The sequence below is a fragment of the Enterobacter cloacae complex sp. SHL022 genome (genome assembly GCF_049237785.1).
Classification (GTDB): domain Bacteria; phylum Pseudomonadota; class Gammaproteobacteria; order Enterobacterales; family Enterobacteriaceae; genus Enterobacter; species Enterobacter hormaechei_C.
In genome coordinates this window covers 21,161-38,667 of the sequence record NZ_JBMKJH010000005.1, presented here as the reverse complement: position 1 = coordinate 38,667, position 17,507 = coordinate 21,161, and the positions used below count along the sequence as shown (strand labels likewise).

The 17,507-nt window shown below is 55.9% G+C and carries 14 protein-coding genes; 3 read left to right on the top strand and 11 right to left on the bottom strand.

Annotated elements, in window-relative coordinates:
- Positions 1-232 precede the first annotated feature (232 nt).
- Positions 233-1,291, top strand: a complete 1,059-nt coding sequence (ompF, locus tag ACOTZD_RS11425; protein ID WP_022650730.1) for a porin OmpF — start codon at positions 233-235, stop codon at positions 1,289-1,291.
- 184 nt (positions 1,292-1,475) lie between these two features.
- Positions 1,476-2,666: an amino acid aminotransferase gene (locus ACOTZD_RS11420; RefSeq protein WP_003858198.1), complete on the top strand. Its 1,191-nt coding sequence runs from the start codon at positions 1,476-1,478 to the stop codon at positions 2,664-2,666.
- A 54-nt stretch (positions 2,667-2,720) separates the two neighbouring features.
- On the opposite strand, the gene ACOTZD_RS11415 is transcribed toward ACOTZD_RS11420, so the two are convergent.
- The 7 genes from ACOTZD_RS11415 to cmoM all read right to left on the bottom strand — a co-directional run bounded on the left by ACOTZD_RS11415 (position 2,721) and on the right by cmoM (position 13,357).
- The gene (locus ACOTZD_RS11415) at positions 2,721-3,368 is read right to left on the bottom strand and encodes an MBL fold metallo-hydrolase (protein ID WP_022650729.1); all 648 of its coding nucleotides are present in this window, start codon (positions 3,366-3,368) and stop codon (positions 2,721-2,723) included.
- A 20-nt stretch (positions 3,369-3,388) separates the two neighbouring features.
- Positions 3,389-3,940, bottom strand: a complete 552-nt coding sequence (locus ACOTZD_RS11410) for a YcbK family protein (protein WP_003858202.1) — start codon at positions 3,938-3,940, stop codon at positions 3,389-3,391.
- Positions 3,941-4,115: 175 nt separating this feature from the next.
- On the bottom strand, positions 4,116-5,939 hold the full coding sequence (gene ldtD / locus ACOTZD_RS11405) for a L,D-transpeptidase (protein ID WP_174402235.1): 1,824 nt from the start codon (positions 5,937-5,939) through the stop codon (positions 4,116-4,118).
- A gap of 179 nt (positions 5,940-6,118) precedes the next feature.
- Positions 6,119-10,567, bottom strand: a complete 4,449-nt coding sequence (gene mukB, locus ACOTZD_RS11400) for a chromosome partition protein MukB (protein WP_003858206.1) — start codon at positions 10,565-10,567, stop codon at positions 6,119-6,121.
- On the bottom strand, positions 10,567-11,271 hold the full coding sequence (mukE, locus tag ACOTZD_RS11395; protein WP_003858208.1) for a chromosome partition protein MukE: 705 nt from the start codon (positions 11,269-11,271) through the stop codon (positions 10,567-10,569). Before mukE ends, mukB begins: the two co-directional genes overlap by 1 nt.
- Complete coding sequence (gene mukF, locus ACOTZD_RS11390) at positions 11,252-12,574, bottom strand: chromosome partition protein MukF (protein ID WP_003858210.1); 1,323 nt, start codon at positions 12,572-12,574, stop codon at positions 11,252-11,254. The genes mukE and mukF overlap by 20 nt, the downstream gene beginning before the upstream one ends.
- A gap of 3 nt (positions 12,575-12,577) precedes the next feature.
- A complete protein-coding gene (gene cmoM, locus ACOTZD_RS11385; protein ID WP_003858212.1) occupies positions 12,578-13,357 on the bottom strand; it encodes a tRNA uridine 5-oxyacetic acid(34) methyltransferase CmoM in 780 nt (259 codons plus the stop codon).
- A 120-nt stretch (positions 13,358-13,477) separates the two neighbouring features.
- Here cmoM and elyC point away from each other — a divergent pair, with 120 nt between their 5' ends.
- Positions 13,478-14,257 (top strand): envelope biogenesis factor ElyC, encoded by a 780-nt coding sequence (gene elyC, locus ACOTZD_RS11380; RefSeq protein WP_058658891.1) that lies wholly within the window; start codon positions 13,478-13,480, stop codon positions 14,255-14,257.
- On the opposite strand, the gene ACOTZD_RS11375 is transcribed toward elyC, so the two are convergent.
- From ACOTZD_RS11375 to ACOTZD_RS11360, 4 genes are all read right to left on the bottom strand, one after another.
- Positions 14,234-15,127 carry a YcbJ family phosphotransferase gene (locus ACOTZD_RS11375; protein WP_003858216.1) on the bottom strand — a complete coding sequence of 298 codons (894 nt, stop codon included), beginning with the start codon at positions 15,125-15,127 and terminating at the stop codon, positions 14,234-14,236. The genes elyC and ACOTZD_RS11375 overlap by 24 nt on opposite strands.
- A gap of 142 nt (positions 15,128-15,269) precedes the next feature.
- Positions 15,270-16,016, bottom strand: coding sequence for a 3-deoxy-manno-octulosonate cytidylyltransferase (kdsB, locus tag ACOTZD_RS11370; protein ID WP_003858218.1), 747 nt, complete (start codon positions 16,014-16,016; stop codon positions 15,270-15,272).
- Positions 16,013-16,195, bottom strand: coding sequence for a protein YcaR (gene ycaR / locus ACOTZD_RS11365; protein WP_003858220.1), 183 nt, complete (start codon positions 16,193-16,195; stop codon positions 16,013-16,015). The genes kdsB and ycaR overlap by 4 nt, the downstream gene beginning before the upstream one ends.
- Before the next feature lie 45 nt (positions 16,196-16,240).
- Positions 16,241-17,470 (bottom strand): winged helix-turn-helix domain-containing protein, encoded by a 1,230-nt coding sequence (locus ACOTZD_RS11360; protein ID WP_174402234.1) that lies wholly within the window; start codon positions 17,468-17,470, stop codon positions 16,241-16,243.
- Positions 17,471-17,507: the final 37 nt, after the last annotated feature.

The window sequence follows — 17,507 nt, the reverse complement described above, 5'->3', positions numbered from 1 at the left end:
GCTTCACAAAGTTCCCAAAAATACACATTTAGTTACATATATTTTCTTTTGGTAACTGAATCTTGAAGATTGTAGCACTTTCAGTGTAGCGAAACGGTTCTATGAATGGAAAGATGCCTGTCAGACACATAAAGACACCTAACTCTCATCAATAGTTCCGGAAATATTTATTGACAGAATTTATTGACGGCAGTGGCGAGTGTCATAAAAAAACCAATGAGGGTAATAAATAATGATGAAGCGCAATATCCTGGCAGTGGTAGTCCCTGCCCTGCTGGTAGCCGGTGCAGCAAACGCTGCTGAAATCTATAACAAAGACGGCAACAAATTAGATCTTTACGGGAAAGCAGTCGGCCTGCATTACTTCTCCGATAACGACAGCAATGATGGCGACAACACTTACGCACGTCTGGGCTTCAAAGGCGAAACTCAGATCAACGATCAGCTGACTGGCTACGGTCAGTGGGAATACAACTTCCAGGGTAACAACTCTGAAGGTGGCGATGCACAGAACGGCAACAAAACCCGTCTGGCATTCGCAGGTCTGAAATTCGGTGACGCAGGCTCCTTCGACTACGGTCGTAACTACGGTCTGGTCTATGATGCAATCGGCATCACCGATATGCTCCCTGAGTTCGGTGGCGACACCGGCGCGAGCGATAACTTCTTCTCTGGCCGTACCGGTGGCCTGGCGACGTACCGTAACAGCAACTTCTTCGGCCTGGTTGACGGTCTGAACTTTGGTGTTCAGTACCTGGGCAAAAACGAGCGTACTGATGCAGTACGTTCCAACGGCGACGGCTGGGCAACCTCACTGAGCTATGATTTCGAAGGCTTCGGCATTGTGGGTGCTTATGGCGCCGCTGACCGTACCAACAACCAGCAGACGCTGGAATGGGGTAAAGGCGACAAAGCTGAACAGTGGGCAACCGGCCTGAAATATGACGCGAACAACATCTACCTGGCAGCTATTTATGGCGAAATGCGTAACGCAGCGCGTCTGGGCAGCCGTGGTTTCGCTAACAAGTCTCAGGACTTCTCTGTCGTCGCTCAGTACCAGTTCGATTTCGGTCTGCGTCCATCCATCGCTTATTACAAATCTAAAGCGAAAGACGTAGAAGGTATCGGTGATGAAGACTACATCAACTACATCGACGTTGGTGCGACATACTACTTCAACAAAAACATGTCTACCTATGTTGACTATCAGATCAACCAGCTGAAAGACGACAACAAGCTGGGCATCAACAACGACGACATCGTGGCTCTGGGTCTGGTTTACCAGTTCTAATCAGCACACCTCGTTGTTATATGCTTAATGAACAGGGCTTCGGCCCTGTTTTTTTATTCCTGAGAGAAAATAATAGCGACTTTTGAAAAGCCGCACGCTTTTCGTCGCAAACGGTTGGCATTTTGTAAATCTACCGTTAACCTGATAGCGGATTTCACTTCTGTAATCACAATGGAACTTCGTCATGTTTGAGAACATTACTGCCGCTCCTGCCGACCCAATTCTGGGCCTGGCCGATCTGTTTCGCGCCGACGACCGCCCTGGCAAAATCAACCTGGGTATTGGTGTATATAAAGATGAAACCGGCAAAACTCCGGTACTGACCAGCGTCAAAAAAGCTGAGCAGTATCTGCTGGAAAACGAAACCACCAAAAACTACCTCGGTATTGATGGTATCCCTGAATTTGGTCGCTGCACCCAGGAGCTGCTGTTCGGCAAAGGCAGCACCATTGTGAGCGAAAAACGCGCCCGCACGGCGCAGACCCCAGGCGGTACCGGCGCACTGCGCGTGGCGGCAGATTTCCTGGCGAAAAACACTTCTGTGAAGCGTGTGTGGGTAAGCAATCCAAGCTGGCCGAACCATAAGAGCGTGTTTAATTCTGCGGGTCTGGAAGTGCGTGAATACGCCTACTACGACGCAGCCAGCCACGCGCTGGATTTCGACGGCCTGCTGGCCAGCCTGAGCGAAGCCCAGGCGGGCGATGTGGTGCTGTTCCACGGCTGCTGCCATAACCCAACCGGTATCGATCCTACGCTTGAGCAGTGGGAACAGCTGGCTAAGCTGTCCGTTGAAAAAGGCTGGCTGCCGCTGTTTGACTTCGCTTACCAGGGCTTTGCCCGTGGTCTGGAAGAAGATGCAGAAGGTCTGCGCGCATTCGCCGCCGTGCATCAAGAGTTGATAGTCGCAAGCTCCTATTCCAAGAACTTTGGTCTGTATAACGAGCGTGTCGGCGCCTGTACGCTGGTGGCTGCTGACGAAGCAACCGTCGATCGCGCATTCAGCCAGATGAAGTCCGTGATCCGCGCTAACTACTCCAACCCACCGGCACACGGTGCGTCTGTGGTCGCGACGATCCTGAGCAACGATGCGCTGCGCGCCATCTGGGAGCAAGAGCTGAACGATATGCGTCAGCGCATTCAGCGCATGCGTCTGCTGTTTGTGAACACGCTGGCTGAGAAAGGCGCTGACCGTGACTTCAGCTTCATCATCAAGCAGAACGGCATGTTCTCCTTCAGCGGCTTGACCAAAGAGCAGGTGCTGCGCCTGCGTGAAGAGTTTGGCGTGTATGCCGTTGCATCTGGCCGCGTGAACGTTGCAGGTATGACGCCTGACAACATGGCGCCGCTGTGCGAAGCCATTGTCGCGGTGCTGTAACCTGCATCCCTAAAAAAAAGCCTGCATCGTGCAGGCTTTTTTATTTTACCGGGTTTACCAGACAGGCATTTCATCCTGAAGGAACGGGTTATGCAACCGCTCATCCCCCAGCGTTGACATTGGTCCGTGTCCAGGGATAAACGTCACATCATCACCTAACGGTAATAACTTCTGCTTAATCGACTGAATCAGCTGACCGTGATCGCCGCGTGGGAAATCACTGCGTCCTACGCCCCCTTTGAAAATCACGTCACCGGAAATCAGCAGACGCGACACGTCATCAAAGAAGACAATATGGCCGGGCGTATGTCCGGGGCAATGCAACACCTGTAAAGTTACATTCCCTACGTTAACGCGATCGTCTTCGTTCAGCCAGCGGTCCGGTGTCAGTGGCTGACAGTCTTCCAGGCCAAACATACGGCTTTGAGCAGGTAATCCCTGTAGCCAGAACTCATCTTCTTTTTCCGGGCCGATAATCGGCACACCGTAGTATTCAGCCAGTTCAGCCGCTGCACCCACATGGTCGAGATGGCCATGGGTGAGTAAAATCTGCATCAGCGTTACACCGCTGGCAGCGACTTCCTGCTTGATTGTCTCAGCGTCGCCACCGGGATCAACAAGCGCGGCCAGTTTAGTTTGTTCACACCAGATCAATGAACAGTTCTGTGAGAACGCGGTAACCGGAATAATACGATAGTTCATACTGCTCCTGTGTTTCGTTATTACCAGTGCCGAACCGGCCCGGTATCAATATGCACAAAGTTGCTACGTGGGTAGTATCCTACACCACCTGCGCGCATAGATAACGCCGCTTTGCGAATATTGGCTAACGAAACGCCCTCAATATGGAAATCCATCGCCTGCCCTTTGGTGTGATAGCTTTTTTTCGCTACCCCACGGCTGTGAGCACGCAGTTCATTGTTGGTATCCAGAGAGCGATAGCCAGAGATGAGCTGCACCGGCCTTTTGGTCCCCAGCAGTCCCTGCAAGCGGTAAAGCTGATCGAATAATCCAGGGTCGATGGCTTTGATTTTATTCGCGCGGAAATCACGGAAAAAATGGTTGAGTCTTGCTAATTCATCCTGAATATAGCCTCTGCCATCGAAAAATTCCGCTTTAAGCGTCTCACCAGTATGCAGATTGTTGAGCGTTAAAATACGCGGACGAGGTGTCGAGAGGGTGGCAAATGCTGGCGTCGGAAGGATGGCTGCTGCGCCCAGCGCAACGCCACCTAACGCCAGCAATTTGCGGCGATTAGCGTCAAATTTGTCCATGATAATCAGGTCTACAGGTAAAAGAAATTGTCAATATGCTTAGCGCACGAAGGGCACCATAACTGGCAAAACCTGTTACGTCAAGGCGCCCAACCCCAGTAAATACGCGGCTTGCAGCCAGATCGCCTCATATTCACCATAACTTACGACAATCATTTTTACCGAACTACTTCATTTACCTGATTAATTGTTCCGCTTTTGGCAAAATTTGTGCGCCGGATCGCGCTGTCAGATCATAATTGTAAATATCTGTACGATACTGGGTACGTCCGTCTGCCCCTACAAACGCCGTCAGATAGTAAAGATTGACCGGAATATTGTGGCGGATATTGACGTAACGCGTATCTCCCTGCTTCAGCGCATCTGATATCCGCGTATCGTTCCAGCCTGCATCCTGCAACAGCATATTTGCCAGCTCAGAGGCCTTGTTCACGCGGACACAGCCCGAGCTGAGCGCGCGTACGTCTTTCTGGAACAAATTATGGTTCGGGGTATCATGCAGATAGATTGCGTCCGAACTTGGCATATTGAATTTGTAACGTCCCAGCGAGTTATGTGCGCCCGGTGCCTGCTGGAAACGGAACGGCAGGTTCGAAGGCGTAATCGTTGACCAGTCCACCATCCAGGGGTCAATCGCTTCTTTGCTGTTCCAGCCACGCATCACCGTATAGTTATGTCGCTCCAGATAACCCGGGTCATTCCAGACCTTAGGCAGAATATCTTTGCGCGCCAGCGTCGGCGGCACGTTCCACGGCGGGTTAACCACCACGTTATTCAGCGCGCTGCTCATCATTGGCGTTTTACGGTCAGGTCGGCCGACAATCACGCGGGACGCCAGCACTTCACTACCGTCCTGATAGTAGACCAGGGAGTACGCCGGAATGTTGACCATAATGCCGGTGGATAACGTGCCCGGCAGCAAGCGCAAGCGCTGGATATTCAACGCCAGCACTCCAGCCCGCTGGGCCGGAGAGACGTTCAGCCAGTCGCGAGTAGATGGACCAATCACGCCGTCAGCGCCCAGCCCCTGCGCGGCCTGGAACTGCTTCACTGCGGCGACCAGCTCGCGATCGTAAGCGGCGGGCTTATTGCTCAACGCAACGGCGGTTTTCTCTTTTACCGGCGCCGACGGGCTGACGACCGCATTTTGCGTCTCGTCACCGGGCAGCGCAATTTTAGGGCCGCTGTCGAGAATGCCGGAGCGTTTCATAATTTCGCGGATCGCAGGCACATCGCTACTCCACTGCCCCGGACGCAGCGTTGTGGTGCCGCGCAGCTGAGGCCACGGGCGGGAATCCGCAACCAGCTCAAGAAGCGACTGATGCATCGTGGCATACTGCGGATGGGCAGGCGCAAGGCTTGCGATAAAGCGCGGCAGTTCGCCGTTATCCAGCGACAGCTGCCACTGGTTAATGACGGACAGCGCAGGCGTCGCCAGCTTGTACGGCTTACTGCTGTATAACCAGCGGTTGCCGTTCACCGAAATCCCCGCAACAAATTGTAAGTAGCCCATCATGGCATCAGACAGCACCACGTCACGCGCTTGTCCGGTCACGGCAAGATCGGTCAGGAGTTCAACCCAGGTCGTGAACTGCGGCTGAAAACCTGCAATCGCCACTTCAGCCAGCTGCTGCTGGAAGGCACGTACCGCCTCGCGATTTTCCCACATCGGTTTCATATCGCGCGCAGCGTAAAGCAGCGTGAGCTGGTTAATATAAGCGGGAGTATAGCCCGAGGGCAGCCCGGTCATAAGCTGCTGACGTAATGATCCAGTATCGATGCCTTCCGGCAGTGGTTTAATGCCGGCCATGATGGCCGTCGCCGGAGACTGATCCAGCGGTTGTGACAGCGACGTCGGCTGCGCGCCCATCGTCGCGGAGCTGTCAGTCGGTACAATTTCAGGCTCATCGGCCTGAGCGGTAAACAGTGGAGCAAACATCACTGTCAGGCACAAACTCAGCGCAGACAGCTGACGACCACGATTCTTCTTAAGCAACATCCCTTGCCCCCTGTTTTTCACGACATGCCCAGTATTCTGGAGCTTTCCTTCAGTATAGAAAGGCATACACGCTGCTGCCTTGCCTTATGTAAAGAAGTTTAAAGATAACGCAGCCCTGAACACAAGTTAAGTGAATAAAAAAAGCGGCGCATGAGCGCCGCTATTTGTCGCACCCCAGGTTAAGAGGCGTCAGCCGTGCCCGGTAATGACTCCGGTGGCTGCGGGGCGAAACCACGCAGGCCCACGACGTGCACGTGTTCACTGTTCTGGAACACCTTACGCACCAGCTTATAGGTTGTCCCTTTTTCCGGACTGATGTTTTCCGGCGCCGCGATGATGAGCTGCATATCGAGTCGCTCGCAAAGCTCAAACAGCGTGGCGATGGAGCGGGCGTCGAGACGCGCGGCTTCATCGAGGAACAGCAGACGACATGGAGAGATGTCTTTGCCGCGCAGACGACGCGCTTCATCTTCCCAGCTCTGCACCACCATCACCAGAATCGACATACCGGTACCGATGGCTTCACCGGTAGAGAGCGCACCGGATTCCGCGCGCAGCCAGCCGTCTGAGCCACGGTTAACCTCAACTTCCATTTCCAGATAGTTGCGGTAGTCCAGCAGCTCCTCGCCGATGGTTTGCGGCGTACGCTGGCCCATGTCAATCTGCGGATTCAGACGCTGATACAGCTTCGCCAGCGCTTCGGAGAAGGTCAGGCGGTTACTGTTGAACAGATCCTGGTGCTGCTCATGCTGTTCAGACAACACGTCCAGCAGCGTGGAGTGCGCCTCACGCACGTTCACGTTCAGCCTCACGCTGTTGACCTGGCCAAACGACACGCTTTGCAGGCCCTGGTTCAGCTGACGGATACGGTTCTGCTCGCGCTGAATGGTTTTACGAATAATATTCGCCACGCTGCGGGAGCTGATTGCCAGCTTTTGCTCGCGGGAGGTCAGCTCTTCCGTCAGACGGCCCAGCTCGATCTCCATCTGTTCGATCGCTTCAACCGGATCGTCGGTACGGATGATGTCCTGACGGATACGCTCGCGCAAGTGCTGATACACCGCCACGAAGAACTGGATTTTGCGCTCAGGACGCTTCGGATCTTCGGACATGCGCAGCACGTCGCGCAGGTGTTCGTTATCCGCCACCGCCAGACGCAGCGCGCCCAGCGCCTTATCCGACATAGAACGCAGTTCATCGGCCGACAGATACGCCAGCTCGCGGCGGTGCAGACGACGCTCCACGTTGTTGTCTTTCACCATGCGCATCACCGCGCACCAGCCCGCCTTCGCGGTCACAACCTGCTCGCGCATCTCGTGATAGTCACGTTCCAGCTTGCGCAGGCGACGCGTCAGGTTGTCCATCTCCGCTTCACAGAAGGTCAGCGCTTTTTCCAGCTGATTACGACGCGCACGGTTGTTGCTGAGCTGAGCATGCAGCTCATCGCGGCGAATACGTGCCCGCTCTTCTGCACCGCTGTCGGCGCGCACGCCAATGTCCTGCAACTCTTTATGCAGGTCGTTTAACAGCTCTTTCTTGGTGTCGAAGGAGCTTTTCAACGACGCCATCACCTGACTGTACTGGCTCAGCTGTGCGGCGTGAGTACGCATCGCTTCGCGCGCGCGCGTACGTTCCGCTTCCGCCTGCTCAAGGCGCTGGCGCAGCTTTTCATTAAGATCGCTGTTCCCGCTCAGCATTTCTGCTGAATCGGAGTAGCCGAAGTGCGCGCGACGTTGCACCACTTCCGTCAGGGCAAACGCCTGCTGACGCGCTTCGCGCTGCACCTGCTGTGACCAGGCGTAATCCTCTTTTAACTGTTCAAACTGTTCCGGGTCGCTCTGGAGAACGGAAACCATCGGCTCCAGCTTCGCCAGCTGATTGCCGTGCTGCTGCACAAAGCGCGCGGCTTCCTGCGCCTCGTCCAGTCGTTCCTGAATTTCATCCACGCGGTCGGCGAGCGTATCGTCCGCCAGCAGGTTCAGACGCGGCAGAATGCGGTTAAGCGCCGCAACGCCCTCTTTCGCCTGCTCGAACTGGACGCGGCTCTGCTGGTTGTCATTTTCATGGCTAGCCAGCGCACGCTCCAGCTCACCGCGGCGGGTGTTGAGCTTGCGAATTTCGGCTTCCGGATCGGGCTCAAAGGCCACGCCCAGATGGCTGCCGATAAAGCGGCTGAACGCCTGATGCAGACGCTGCGTTTTTTGTACATCAAACGACAGGGTCGCAAAACGTTCAGAAAGCGTTTCGCGCTCGGCATGCAGGCTTTCAATGCGGCTTTCACGCGCGGCGCGGCCAAACAGCGGCAGTTCCGGGAAGCGCGAATAGCGCCACTGGCGATCGGCGATTTTCACCACCACCGCTTTTTCCAGCTCGTCAACGCTGAATACGCTGTCATCAAACGACTGCGGATCTCCTTCGATGAGGTAGAGATCTTCCGGGCAGTCTTCCAGCCCTGCAAGCTGGTCAGAAATCAGCGACAGATCCGGCACCACAATCGCGTTACGGGATGGACCGTACAGCGCGGAGAAGTACGGCGCATCGTCCAGACCAACATCGTCGTAAATTTCAGACAACAGCACGCCGCCGAAACGCTCGGCTAAGGCATTCAGACGCGGATCTTCTGAGCCGCCTGGCTGGCTTAAACGCTCGATCTCCTCATCGACGTCACGCTTGCGCGCGCCCACTTCGTCACGCTCAACAATCGCTTCGCGCTCGCGCTCCAGCAGCTGTTGCATGTATTCGGTGACGTCCTGGCTGGACGCAAACTCCTGGCCACACTGCTCGCTGAGTTGGTTCAGGCTGCTTTGTGCGGCCAGCCAGATCGGCGCACGCTGCAAGAGCGTCTTCGAACGGGACTGAAGCTGTTCCAGCTCCTGGCGCAGCGTCATGCGCTGTTCGCTGGCATTCGATACGGTATCGGACAGGGCCGCAATACGCGCTTCCAGTTCCTGATGCAGGGCCTCAAGCTCGTCGAAATCGTAATTTTTACCCTGACGCTTGCAGAATTCCGCCAGCAGACGCTCGGCTTCCTGCTGTTCACGCAGACGCTGTTCCAGCTCGTTCAGGCGCATGCGCAGCGGCTGCACCTGTTCGGCCAGATGGCGTTGATTGACGCCGTCGCGCAGCAGCTCACGGGCAACGTCCCACGCTTCGTTACGCGCCAGCGGACCGTTAATCGCCACCACCAGCTGGTACGCCTGCTCAAACTGGCTATGCGCCGTTTGCGCCACGCTCATTTTCTGATCGAGAGAAAGCAGTTTCTCAGTAGCTTCCTGCTCTTTGGCCTGGAAGGTATCCAGCCATTCGTCAGCGCTTTCCGGGGTCAGGTCCGGCAGATGGCACAGCTCTTTGGCACGCTGCAACGCCTGCAACGCCTGGTTGTACTGAATCGCACGCGTCTGCTGCACGTCCAGCGCCTGTTGGTAGTCAGCGAGCTGGCTTTTCAGCTCATCCACTTCCAGCTCGGCGGCTTCCGCGCGGGCTTCGTTCTCTTCCTGCAATTCGGCAGCTTCGGCCACCACTTCATTTTGCTCTTCAAGACGAATTTGCAGCTCATCAAGATCGGCTTCGTAGCGCTCGATTTTTTCCTGCTGACGCAGCGCGGTCTGCACCAGATTCAGATGATCGCTGGCCGCCTGGTAATCGGCTTCCAGATCCCCTTCCGCACCATTGTGCTCGCCCAGTTCGCGCGCCATTTCGACATGCTTATACTGCTCGGCCACCAGCTGTTTGCGGGAGGTAAACAGCTCGCGGCGATACTCCAGCGCCTGATCGAGATGAATACGGCGCTCGTTGGCGTGGCGCATATAGTCCGCCGCCACGTAGTTGGTGGCTTCGCTGATCAGGTGCTTAAACAGGTCCCGGTCAGACTGCGTAACGCGAATCGCTTCCAGCGTCATGCGGTTTTCACGCAGCGCGGCTTCCATATCCTGGAAGGCCTTACGCACGCCGCTGTTTTCCGGCAAAAGGTAGTCGCGCAGGGAGCGGGTAATGGCGCTGGAGATACCGCCGTACAGGGAGGCTTCAATCAGACGGTAGTATTTACTACGATCTGACGCGCTGCGCAGACGACGGGCTACCACGCCGAGATCGAACATCAGAGAGTGGTAGTCGGTAATGGAATTAAACTGCTTAAACTGTACGCCTTCGATGGCTTCCAGCTTGTCTTTCAGCTCCTGGAGCGTCAGGACGCGTGCCTGACGTTCATTCAGGGTTTCCGTCAGCAGCGCGGTTGGCTGTACGGAGGTAGGCAGCCCCTGGATCGCAAACGGTTTGATATCTACTTTACGATCGCGGCCGGCAACCTGTTGCAGACGCACGCCTACAACCACGCGCTGATGGCGGGAGTTGATCACGTCCAGCACTGAATAACAAACGCCCGCTTTCAGCTTACCGTGCAGACCTTTATCACGAGAGCCGCTCGTGGCGCCCGCTTCAGTGGTGTTACGGAAGTGCAGCAGGGTCAGGTCAGGTATCAGCGCCGTCACGAAGGCCGCCATGGTGGTGGATTTACCCGCCCCGTTACCGCCGGAGAGCGTTGTCACCAGCTCATCCAGATCGAAGGTTCGGGCAAAGAAGCCGTTCCAGTTAATCAGCGTCAGTGAGCGAAATTTACCGCGTTCAATCATTACTCTTCCTCCCCGCTATCCGGCTGATTCTCTTCGTGCTCGTCATTGAGCTGCAAATGGTTTTCCACCGGCATCGCTTCACCGTCACGTATCATGCGCAGCTGCGCTTCACGCGCATCATCACCCGCACGCACGTCGGCGCCAAAACGGAAGACCGATTCGGTGATGCGGAACTTGCTGCTGTCGTGACCCATGAACCAGACCATTCCCAGACGGCGTAGACGGTTAAGGGATGAGCGAACTTTTTCCTGTAATTTCTGACGGTCCAGATCGGACCCCGTTGAGCGGTTATTCACCAGCTTGAGCAGCTTGCTTTCATCCGCCAGCGACAGCAGCTCATCGTAAAGCTCCTGTTGGGTGAAGATCCCTTCATTCGCCAGACGTTCCGGGCTGAGATAGAGGTAGCAGAGAATTTTGCCGACCATCATATCCAGTTCGGAAAGCACCGAGCGCGGAATAAGCGTGGTAGAGCGCGGACGCAGGTAGAAAAACCCTTCCGGCGCGCGGATCAGCTCAACGTTATAGCGAGCGTAAAACTCTTCCAGGTACTCCTGAAAGTCCATCAAAAAGGCGTGATTATCCAGCTCGTCAAGGCCAATGTGACGACCGGCACGCAGCTGGCTGTCCAGCGCCGGAAACAACGGATTCGCCAGCGCCTGTGCCAGCTTAACTGGCATCACTTGTTCAATATTTGTCAATGACATGCGCCTGTACCTTGGCTCCGTAATCGTTAATCGGCTGCCACTTCGGCGGCAGTCCGGTGAAATCGGCTTGTGCGATGCCCAGGCGCACCGCCTGGTCTACAACAATGCGGGCAACATCGAAGTGGCGCGCGCGCGGATACTGCGCCAGATAGTCGCGTACCACGAGGCCAAGATCCAGCGGTGCTTGTCTGGTTTTGTAGACAGCGAGCTGTTCTTCGATCATCGCCGCAAGCTGCTCGCGAATTTCGTTAAATTCTTCGTATTCCAGATCCGGCGGCAGTTCACCGGTGACCTCTTCATCGCGCAGCGCCATCTCTTCGTCGCGCATATCCAGCAGACGATCGGCGTTGGCGTGGGTCAGCGCCCACGGCGCATCGAAATAGGTCTGTACCGACTGGCGCAGACGTTGAGCAAAGACGCGATTCTTATCCATATCGATGGCGGTACGGATAAATTTATGCACGTGGCGGTCGTAACCGATCCACAGGTCGATTGACTGCTGGCCCCAGCTGATAATGCGGTCAAGCTTGCTCTGCAAATCAAACACCAGACGGTCGATAAAATGCAGATCGTCGTGCGCCATTGTCGCGTCCTGGATGCGCAGCAGATTGGCCTGTAGCTTATCCCCCGCCGCCTCCAGCGTATCCTGCAACTCACGCAGCGTACCGGACGTTTCTGACAGCAAGAGTTCACAGCTGGAGATAGCCGCACGCCAGTCTTTATTAAGCAGTTGAGCGATATCGTCTTTCACCTGCTGCTGCTGTTCGTCCATCAGACGTTGAGTCAGATCGATACTGTCGAAAATCTCGGCGACCGAGTATTTCAGCGGCGCGTAAACGTTGCGATGCCAGTGGAATTCGTCACCGTTTTCATCAGCCGCGTCGGCGGCACGCTTCAGCTCACCTGCAACAATAGAGAGCTGCATGGAGAGACGCAGCGTGGAAAATTCGCGCTGGCGGATGTAATAGTCGGTAATGCCAATGCCCAGTGGCGTAAGACGATAGATGGCGTTTCCTTCCGCCTGCTCGCTGGTAAAGCGGTTCAGCAGACGTTGACGCACCATATCATTGATTGCGTTGTTGGCACGCACGCTAATGGTTTCGCTGGTTTGCTCAAACGCATCACTGACGTGGCGGAACGCATCCACCAGTTCGCCTTCACTCATTTCGCCATCCAGGCGTTCGCCGTTTAGCGTCGCAACCGCCAGCAGGAATGAGAGTCTGTCTACCGGCAGCGAGATGGAGAAATCGTTTTTCCTGGCCCAGGCAACCAGTTCGGGGACTGTCTGGGAAAATTCACTCATAGATTATCCTTGCATCTGCGGCTTGCGCGCGGTGACGTGTATATAGCGGCCAAGGCTCAGATAAGGCTCCTGGCGGCAGTACCGCGTCTCTATTTCTGTTAAGGCGTCTAAACAGTCATCCTGTTTTTGTTTATCACGCAGATAATCATGAAACACCCTCACGCCGGTTTTGCCGGTAATTTCCCAACCGATCTCCTCCAGCCAGCCATAGACCTGCTGCGGTTCACGGGGGAAATCCGGTGAAAGCGTGCGTCGTTTCTTTTTATACATGCCCTGCTGTACGTAGCCAAAATTGCCGACCAGCACGTTTCGCATTAGCAGGCCGTTGGCATTGTAAAACATCAGCGATAACGCACCGCCCGGGCGCAACATCGACCACAGCGTTTTTAACATCGCCTGGGGTTCGGCGATCCATTCGAGCACAGCATGAAACAATATCAGATCAACCTGCGTTTCCAAATGCTGCGGAATGTCCTGAGCGGCGCAATGTATAAAATGCATGTTGTCGCTCACACCTTTCTCTTCTGCCGCTCGCCCGGCGCGCGCAACCATCTCGGCAGAAAGATCGCAAAGCGTGACGTGATGTCCCCGCTGCGCCATCAGAATTGCAGTCTGACCTTCCCCACCGCCGGCATCCAGCACGCGCAACGGTCGGTCACCGAATTCAGCCAGCAGCTTGTCCAGATCCTGCCAGAGGATCGTCTGACGAAGCTGACCTTTGGTGGTGCCATAAATGTTGCGCGAAAACTTTTCCGCGATGTCATCAAAATTGCGATCCCGCATTGGGAGGGTTCCACTCACTGCAAAACCGCTATTTTGTCACACCCGCGCGGAGAATGAACCACTCTGGTGTAATATCACCGACAATCGCCTGCTGTATGGTTAAAAAAGGAACCAAAAAGGATGCTTTTTACCCTAAAAAAATATATCGGAGGCATGATGCTTCCCCTTCCCCTGCTGTTGCTTCTCATCGCGCTGGGGCTGGCAATGATATGGTTTAGCCGCTTTCAGAAAAGCGGTAAATCCCTTGTTACCGTGGGCTGGCTGGCGCTGCTGTTACTCAGCCTGCAACCGGTCGCTGACGGTTTATTACGTCCGATTGAAAACACCTACCCGACGTGGCAGGGAAATCAGAAGGTGGGCTATATCGTGGTGCTGGGCGGCGGGTATACCTGGGATCCGAACTGGGCGCCCAGCTCGAACCTGATCAACAACAGCCTGCCGCGCCTGAACGAGGGGATCCGCCTGTGGCTGGCCAATCCTGGATCGAAGATGATCTTCACGGGCGCAGCGGCAAAAACCAACCCGGTCAGTACCGCTGAAGCAGGAGCAAGAGTGGCTGAATCGCTTGGCGTACCGCGTTCCGCCATCATCACGCTGGATAGCCCAAAAGATACCGAAGAAGAGGCGGCGGCGGTGAAACAGGCCATCGGTGATGTACCGTTCCTGCTGGTGACTTCTGCTTCACACCTGCCGCGCGCAATGATTTTCTTTGAGAAGGAGGGCCTGCATCCGCTTCCTGCTCCGGCAAACCAGCTGGCCATTGACGCCCCGCTCAATCCGTGGGAACGGATAATCCCGTCCCCGGTATGGCTGATGCACAGCGACCGCGTCGGCTACGAGACGCTTGGCCGCTTGTGGCAGTGGCTTAAAGGTTCGTCAGGCAAGCCAGGGCAGGAGTGATTTTGCGGCCAGATCGAAACTGGCGCGATTAAAGCGCCCGGTGTTGACCAGTTGCGCCACCTCATCCCAGAGAAGATAGAGCCAGCGTCGCCAGAGAAAGGCCTCCGCAACGGGGGCGCGCTGAAGATAGTGCCAGAGCAAATCTTCCGCCGCCCCGCCCTCGCTCAGCCTGAACAGTTCGTACTCGCGCGGCGCCCAGAGCATGATCCCCGGCCCGACCATCGCCAGCAGTTGGTCGCTGCGCGAGTCTTTAAGCATACTGCGTAGCGTGAAGTTGCCGTGAACCAGCACGCAGTTGTCGTTAAAACCCTCAAACAGCGTCGGCAGACATTCCCGGGTGCGGAACAGAATACGTTTGTCCTGCATCGTTAAGCCGGTGTTGTTGAACTGGTTCAGCGTGCCCCACAGCACTTCGACACGCTGGCGATACCACAGCGGCCACAGGTTTTCCTGGGTGCTGTCTACCGCGCCAACAAGACCCCGGCTGTCCTGCCGATGCCAGGCAAGCAGAGCCTCGACAATCTGATCTTTCAGCTGTTCCCAGCGCTCCGGTGTACGCGTCGGGGCTTCAACAGAAACCCCGCGTAAACGCTCGATAAGCAGAACATCCGGGCCGGGATGCTCCTCATGGGTCATCACGCCATAGACCGTCGGCATACGGACAGTCCCTTCCCGCGCCAGCATCGACATTTTCCAGGCCAGCTGTCTGGCGACGCCCGGCGAGGTAAAACTTCTGGCCATCAGCGGCATGGGGTTTCCCTGACTGTCATACAACGACCAGAGTGCGGTATCGGCCTTTTCATTCACGCATTCCACCCGGCTTAGCTTTTCGCCAAGGAGATGGCTGAGTTCAGCACGCAGCTGTTCCATATGAGATTACCCCCATTAAGACTACTGCTTTTATAATGAGCGCGCGAAACCCGGATGTCACCCGGTAGAGATCAATAATGAAAAAGAAAAGGAAAATCGCCTGGCGGGAGAGCATCCCCCCAGACGAGGGGATGCCAGCGAATTAACGCATTTCGACGCGTACGCGCTCGAGATCTTCAGGGGTATCCACGCCGGTGCCGGGGATTTCCTGGGCAACCGCAACGTGAATTTTCTCGCCGTACCACAGCACGCGAAGCTGTTCGAGCATTTCAATATGCTCCAGCGGGCTTGGAGCCCAGGCGACGTAGCGACGAATAAAGCCGGCGCGGTAGCCGTAAATACCGATGTGGCGCAGGAAGGTTTCGCCGATTGTCTCTTTCGATTGCGCGAAACGATCGCGATCCCACGGAATGGTGGCGCGGGAGAAATAGAGCGCGTAGCCCTCTGCGTCCATGACCACTTTCACCGCATTCGGATTGAACGCCTCTTCAGCGTGGTGAATCGGCACCGCGAGGGTTGCCATCCCGACCTGACGCCGAGCCAGGTTGTCGGCCACCTGACGGATAATCGCCGCCGGGATCATCGGCTCATCGCCCTGCACGTTCACAATCACCGTCTCGTCGCTGAAACCGCATTTTTCGACGACTTCCGCCAGGCGCTCGGTGCCTGACTGATGATCGGCACGGGTCATGCACACTTCCCCACCCGCGGCCTCAACCGCTCGCGCGACATCCGGGTGATCGGTGGCGACGATGACACGTCCGGCGCCCGATTCGCGTGCCCGTTCAAGGACATGCACAATCATCGGTTTGCCATTGATATCCACCAGCGGTTTACCTGGCAGGCGCGTTGAAGCATAACGCGCAGGGATAATGACAACAAAACTCATGGTTTGATCTCTTCTGCCACCAGTGAACGGGCTTCATTTTCCAGCAGGACCGGAATACCGTCACGCAGCGGGAACGCCAGGCTGTCCAGTTTGCAAATCAGCTCTTGTTTATCCTGGCTGTAATACAGTTTGCCGTTGCACACCGGGCAGGCAATAATTTCTAGTAAACGGTGATCCATAGTTCCTCCGTATGGGTAATCGCTAAAGCTTATCACATTCCCTTTTCAGGGAGTGTCTGTTTCCCAGCCATCTCGACAGGTCGCAAACAGCTCCACAGGCACGCGACCGAGTACAATTTCATGCGCCCCCTGCCAGCGCGCAAATTCACTGAGCGCAGTCGTTAACCCTTTTTCCAGGCCAGCCGTCACCTTTATGCCCTCTTCCAGCCAGAGCGCGATAATTTCAAGCATGCCGGTTTTACGGTGCATTTTAGCGTCCATGCGCCCGACAAGCTGTCCTTTGTGCAGCAGCGGCAAAACAAAATAACCATACTGACGCCTGGGCGCCGGGGTGTAGCATTCCAGACGGTAGCTGAAATCAAACAGCTGTTCGGCCCGCTTTCTGTCCCAGACAACGGGGTCGAACGGCGACAGCACGGCACTGTGGGTCGCCTGGAGTTTGCCCTCCTGCGCCTGCGCCAGCAGAGGGAACAAATCCGCATGCAGCCACATTTCACCTAACGACTCTACCGAGACCGGCATGACGCGCTGTTCGCGCTGCCACGTTTCGAGCAGTGGTTTTAGCCGCGGCTGACGCAGACGATAATAATCCGCCAGCCACTGCGGGCGGAAGATGCCAAGGCTGCGGGCGCTGTTCCCGAGCATGATGGCTTCGGCTACCTCCTGAGACAGCAGGTCACGCGTATCGTCCCAGTGAGGCATAACGCGGTGCGTGAGGTCATAGACGCGCTGAAAGTTGCGGCGCTCGACCACCATCACTTTGCCCGACGTAAACAGCCCTTCAAGATGGCGTTTGTGCGGTTTCCACTCCCACCATCCGCTGGCGCCTTTTCGCGGGTGTTCAAAATCCGCGGAGCGTACCGGACCGTTTTTCTGAATATGGGCAATCAGTTGTTCTATTTCATCCGCGTGTTCCACCATCCACTCCTGGCGGTATTTCCAGCCCATTTTGTCCGGGGCGAGCATGCGGTGACGCACCAGTGCAAAATCGCTGCGCGGGAGAAAACAGGCTTCATGCGCCCAGTATTCCATCAGTTCGCCCTGACTCAGCGCATTATCCAGCCACTGCGGAGGATAGTTTCCCAGGCGGCTAAACAGGACCAGATACGGGCTACGCGCCACGATGTTAATGGTGTCGATTTGCAGCAACGACATGCGTTGCACGGTAGAGAGGATATCAGCTGGCTGCGCGCGGCGGCGGGGCTTTTTCAGAAGCCCCTGGGCGGCAAGATGCAGGTTTCGTGCGGCTGCAAGTGAGAGTTGCGGTAGAGACATGCGTTTTCCTGTCAGTCAAAGCGCCACCGGAACCGCG

Coding starts and splice junctions, on each gene's coding strand:
- mukB (WP_003858206.1), bottom strand. CDS start 10,567: ATGATTGAACGCGGTAAATTTCGCTCACTGACGCTGATTAACTGGAAC.
- cmoM (WP_003858212.1), bottom strand. CDS start 13,357: ATGCGGGATCGCAATTTTGATGACATCGCGGAAAAGTTTTCGCGCAAC.
- ACOTZD_RS11420 (WP_003858198.1), top strand. CDS start 1,476: ATGTTTGAGAACATTACTGCCGCTCCTGCCGACCCAATTCTGGGCCTG.
- ACOTZD_RS11415 (WP_022650729.1), bottom strand. CDS start 3,368: ATGAACTATCGTATTATTCCGGTTACCGCGTTCTCACAGAACTGTTCA.
- elyC (WP_058658891.1), top strand. CDS start 13,478: ATGCTTTTTACCCTAAAAAAATATATCGGAGGCATGATGCTTCCCCTT.
- ycaR (WP_003858220.1), bottom strand. CDS start 16,195: ATGGATCACCGTTTACTAGAAATTATTGCCTGCCCGGTGTGCAACGGC.
- ACOTZD_RS11360 (WP_174402234.1), bottom strand. CDS start 17,470: ATGTCTCTACCGCAACTCTCACTTGCAGCCGCACGAAACCTGCATCTT.
- ACOTZD_RS11375 (WP_003858216.1), bottom strand. CDS start 15,127: ATGGAACAGCTGCGTGCTGAACTCAGCCATCTCCTTGGCGAAAAGCTA.
- ACOTZD_RS11410 (WP_003858202.1), bottom strand. CDS start 3,940: ATGGACAAATTTGACGCTAATCGCCGCAAATTGCTGGCGTTAGGTGGC.
- ompF (WP_022650730.1), top strand. CDS start 233: ATGATGAAGCGCAATATCCTGGCAGTGGTAGTCCCTGCCCTGCTGGTA.
- ldtD (WP_174402235.1), bottom strand. CDS start 5,939: ATGTTGCTTAAGAAGAATCGTGGTCGTCAGCTGTCTGCGCTGAGTTTG.
- mukF (WP_003858210.1), bottom strand. CDS start 12,574: ATGAGTGAATTTTCCCAGACAGTCCCCGAACTGGTTGCCTGGGCCAGG.
- kdsB (WP_003858218.1), bottom strand. CDS start 16,016: ATGAGTTTTGTTGTCATTATCCCTGCGCGTTATGCTTCAACGCGCCTG.
- mukE (WP_003858208.1), bottom strand. CDS start 11,271: ATGTCATTGACAAATATTGAACAAGTGATGCCAGTTAAGCTGGCACAG.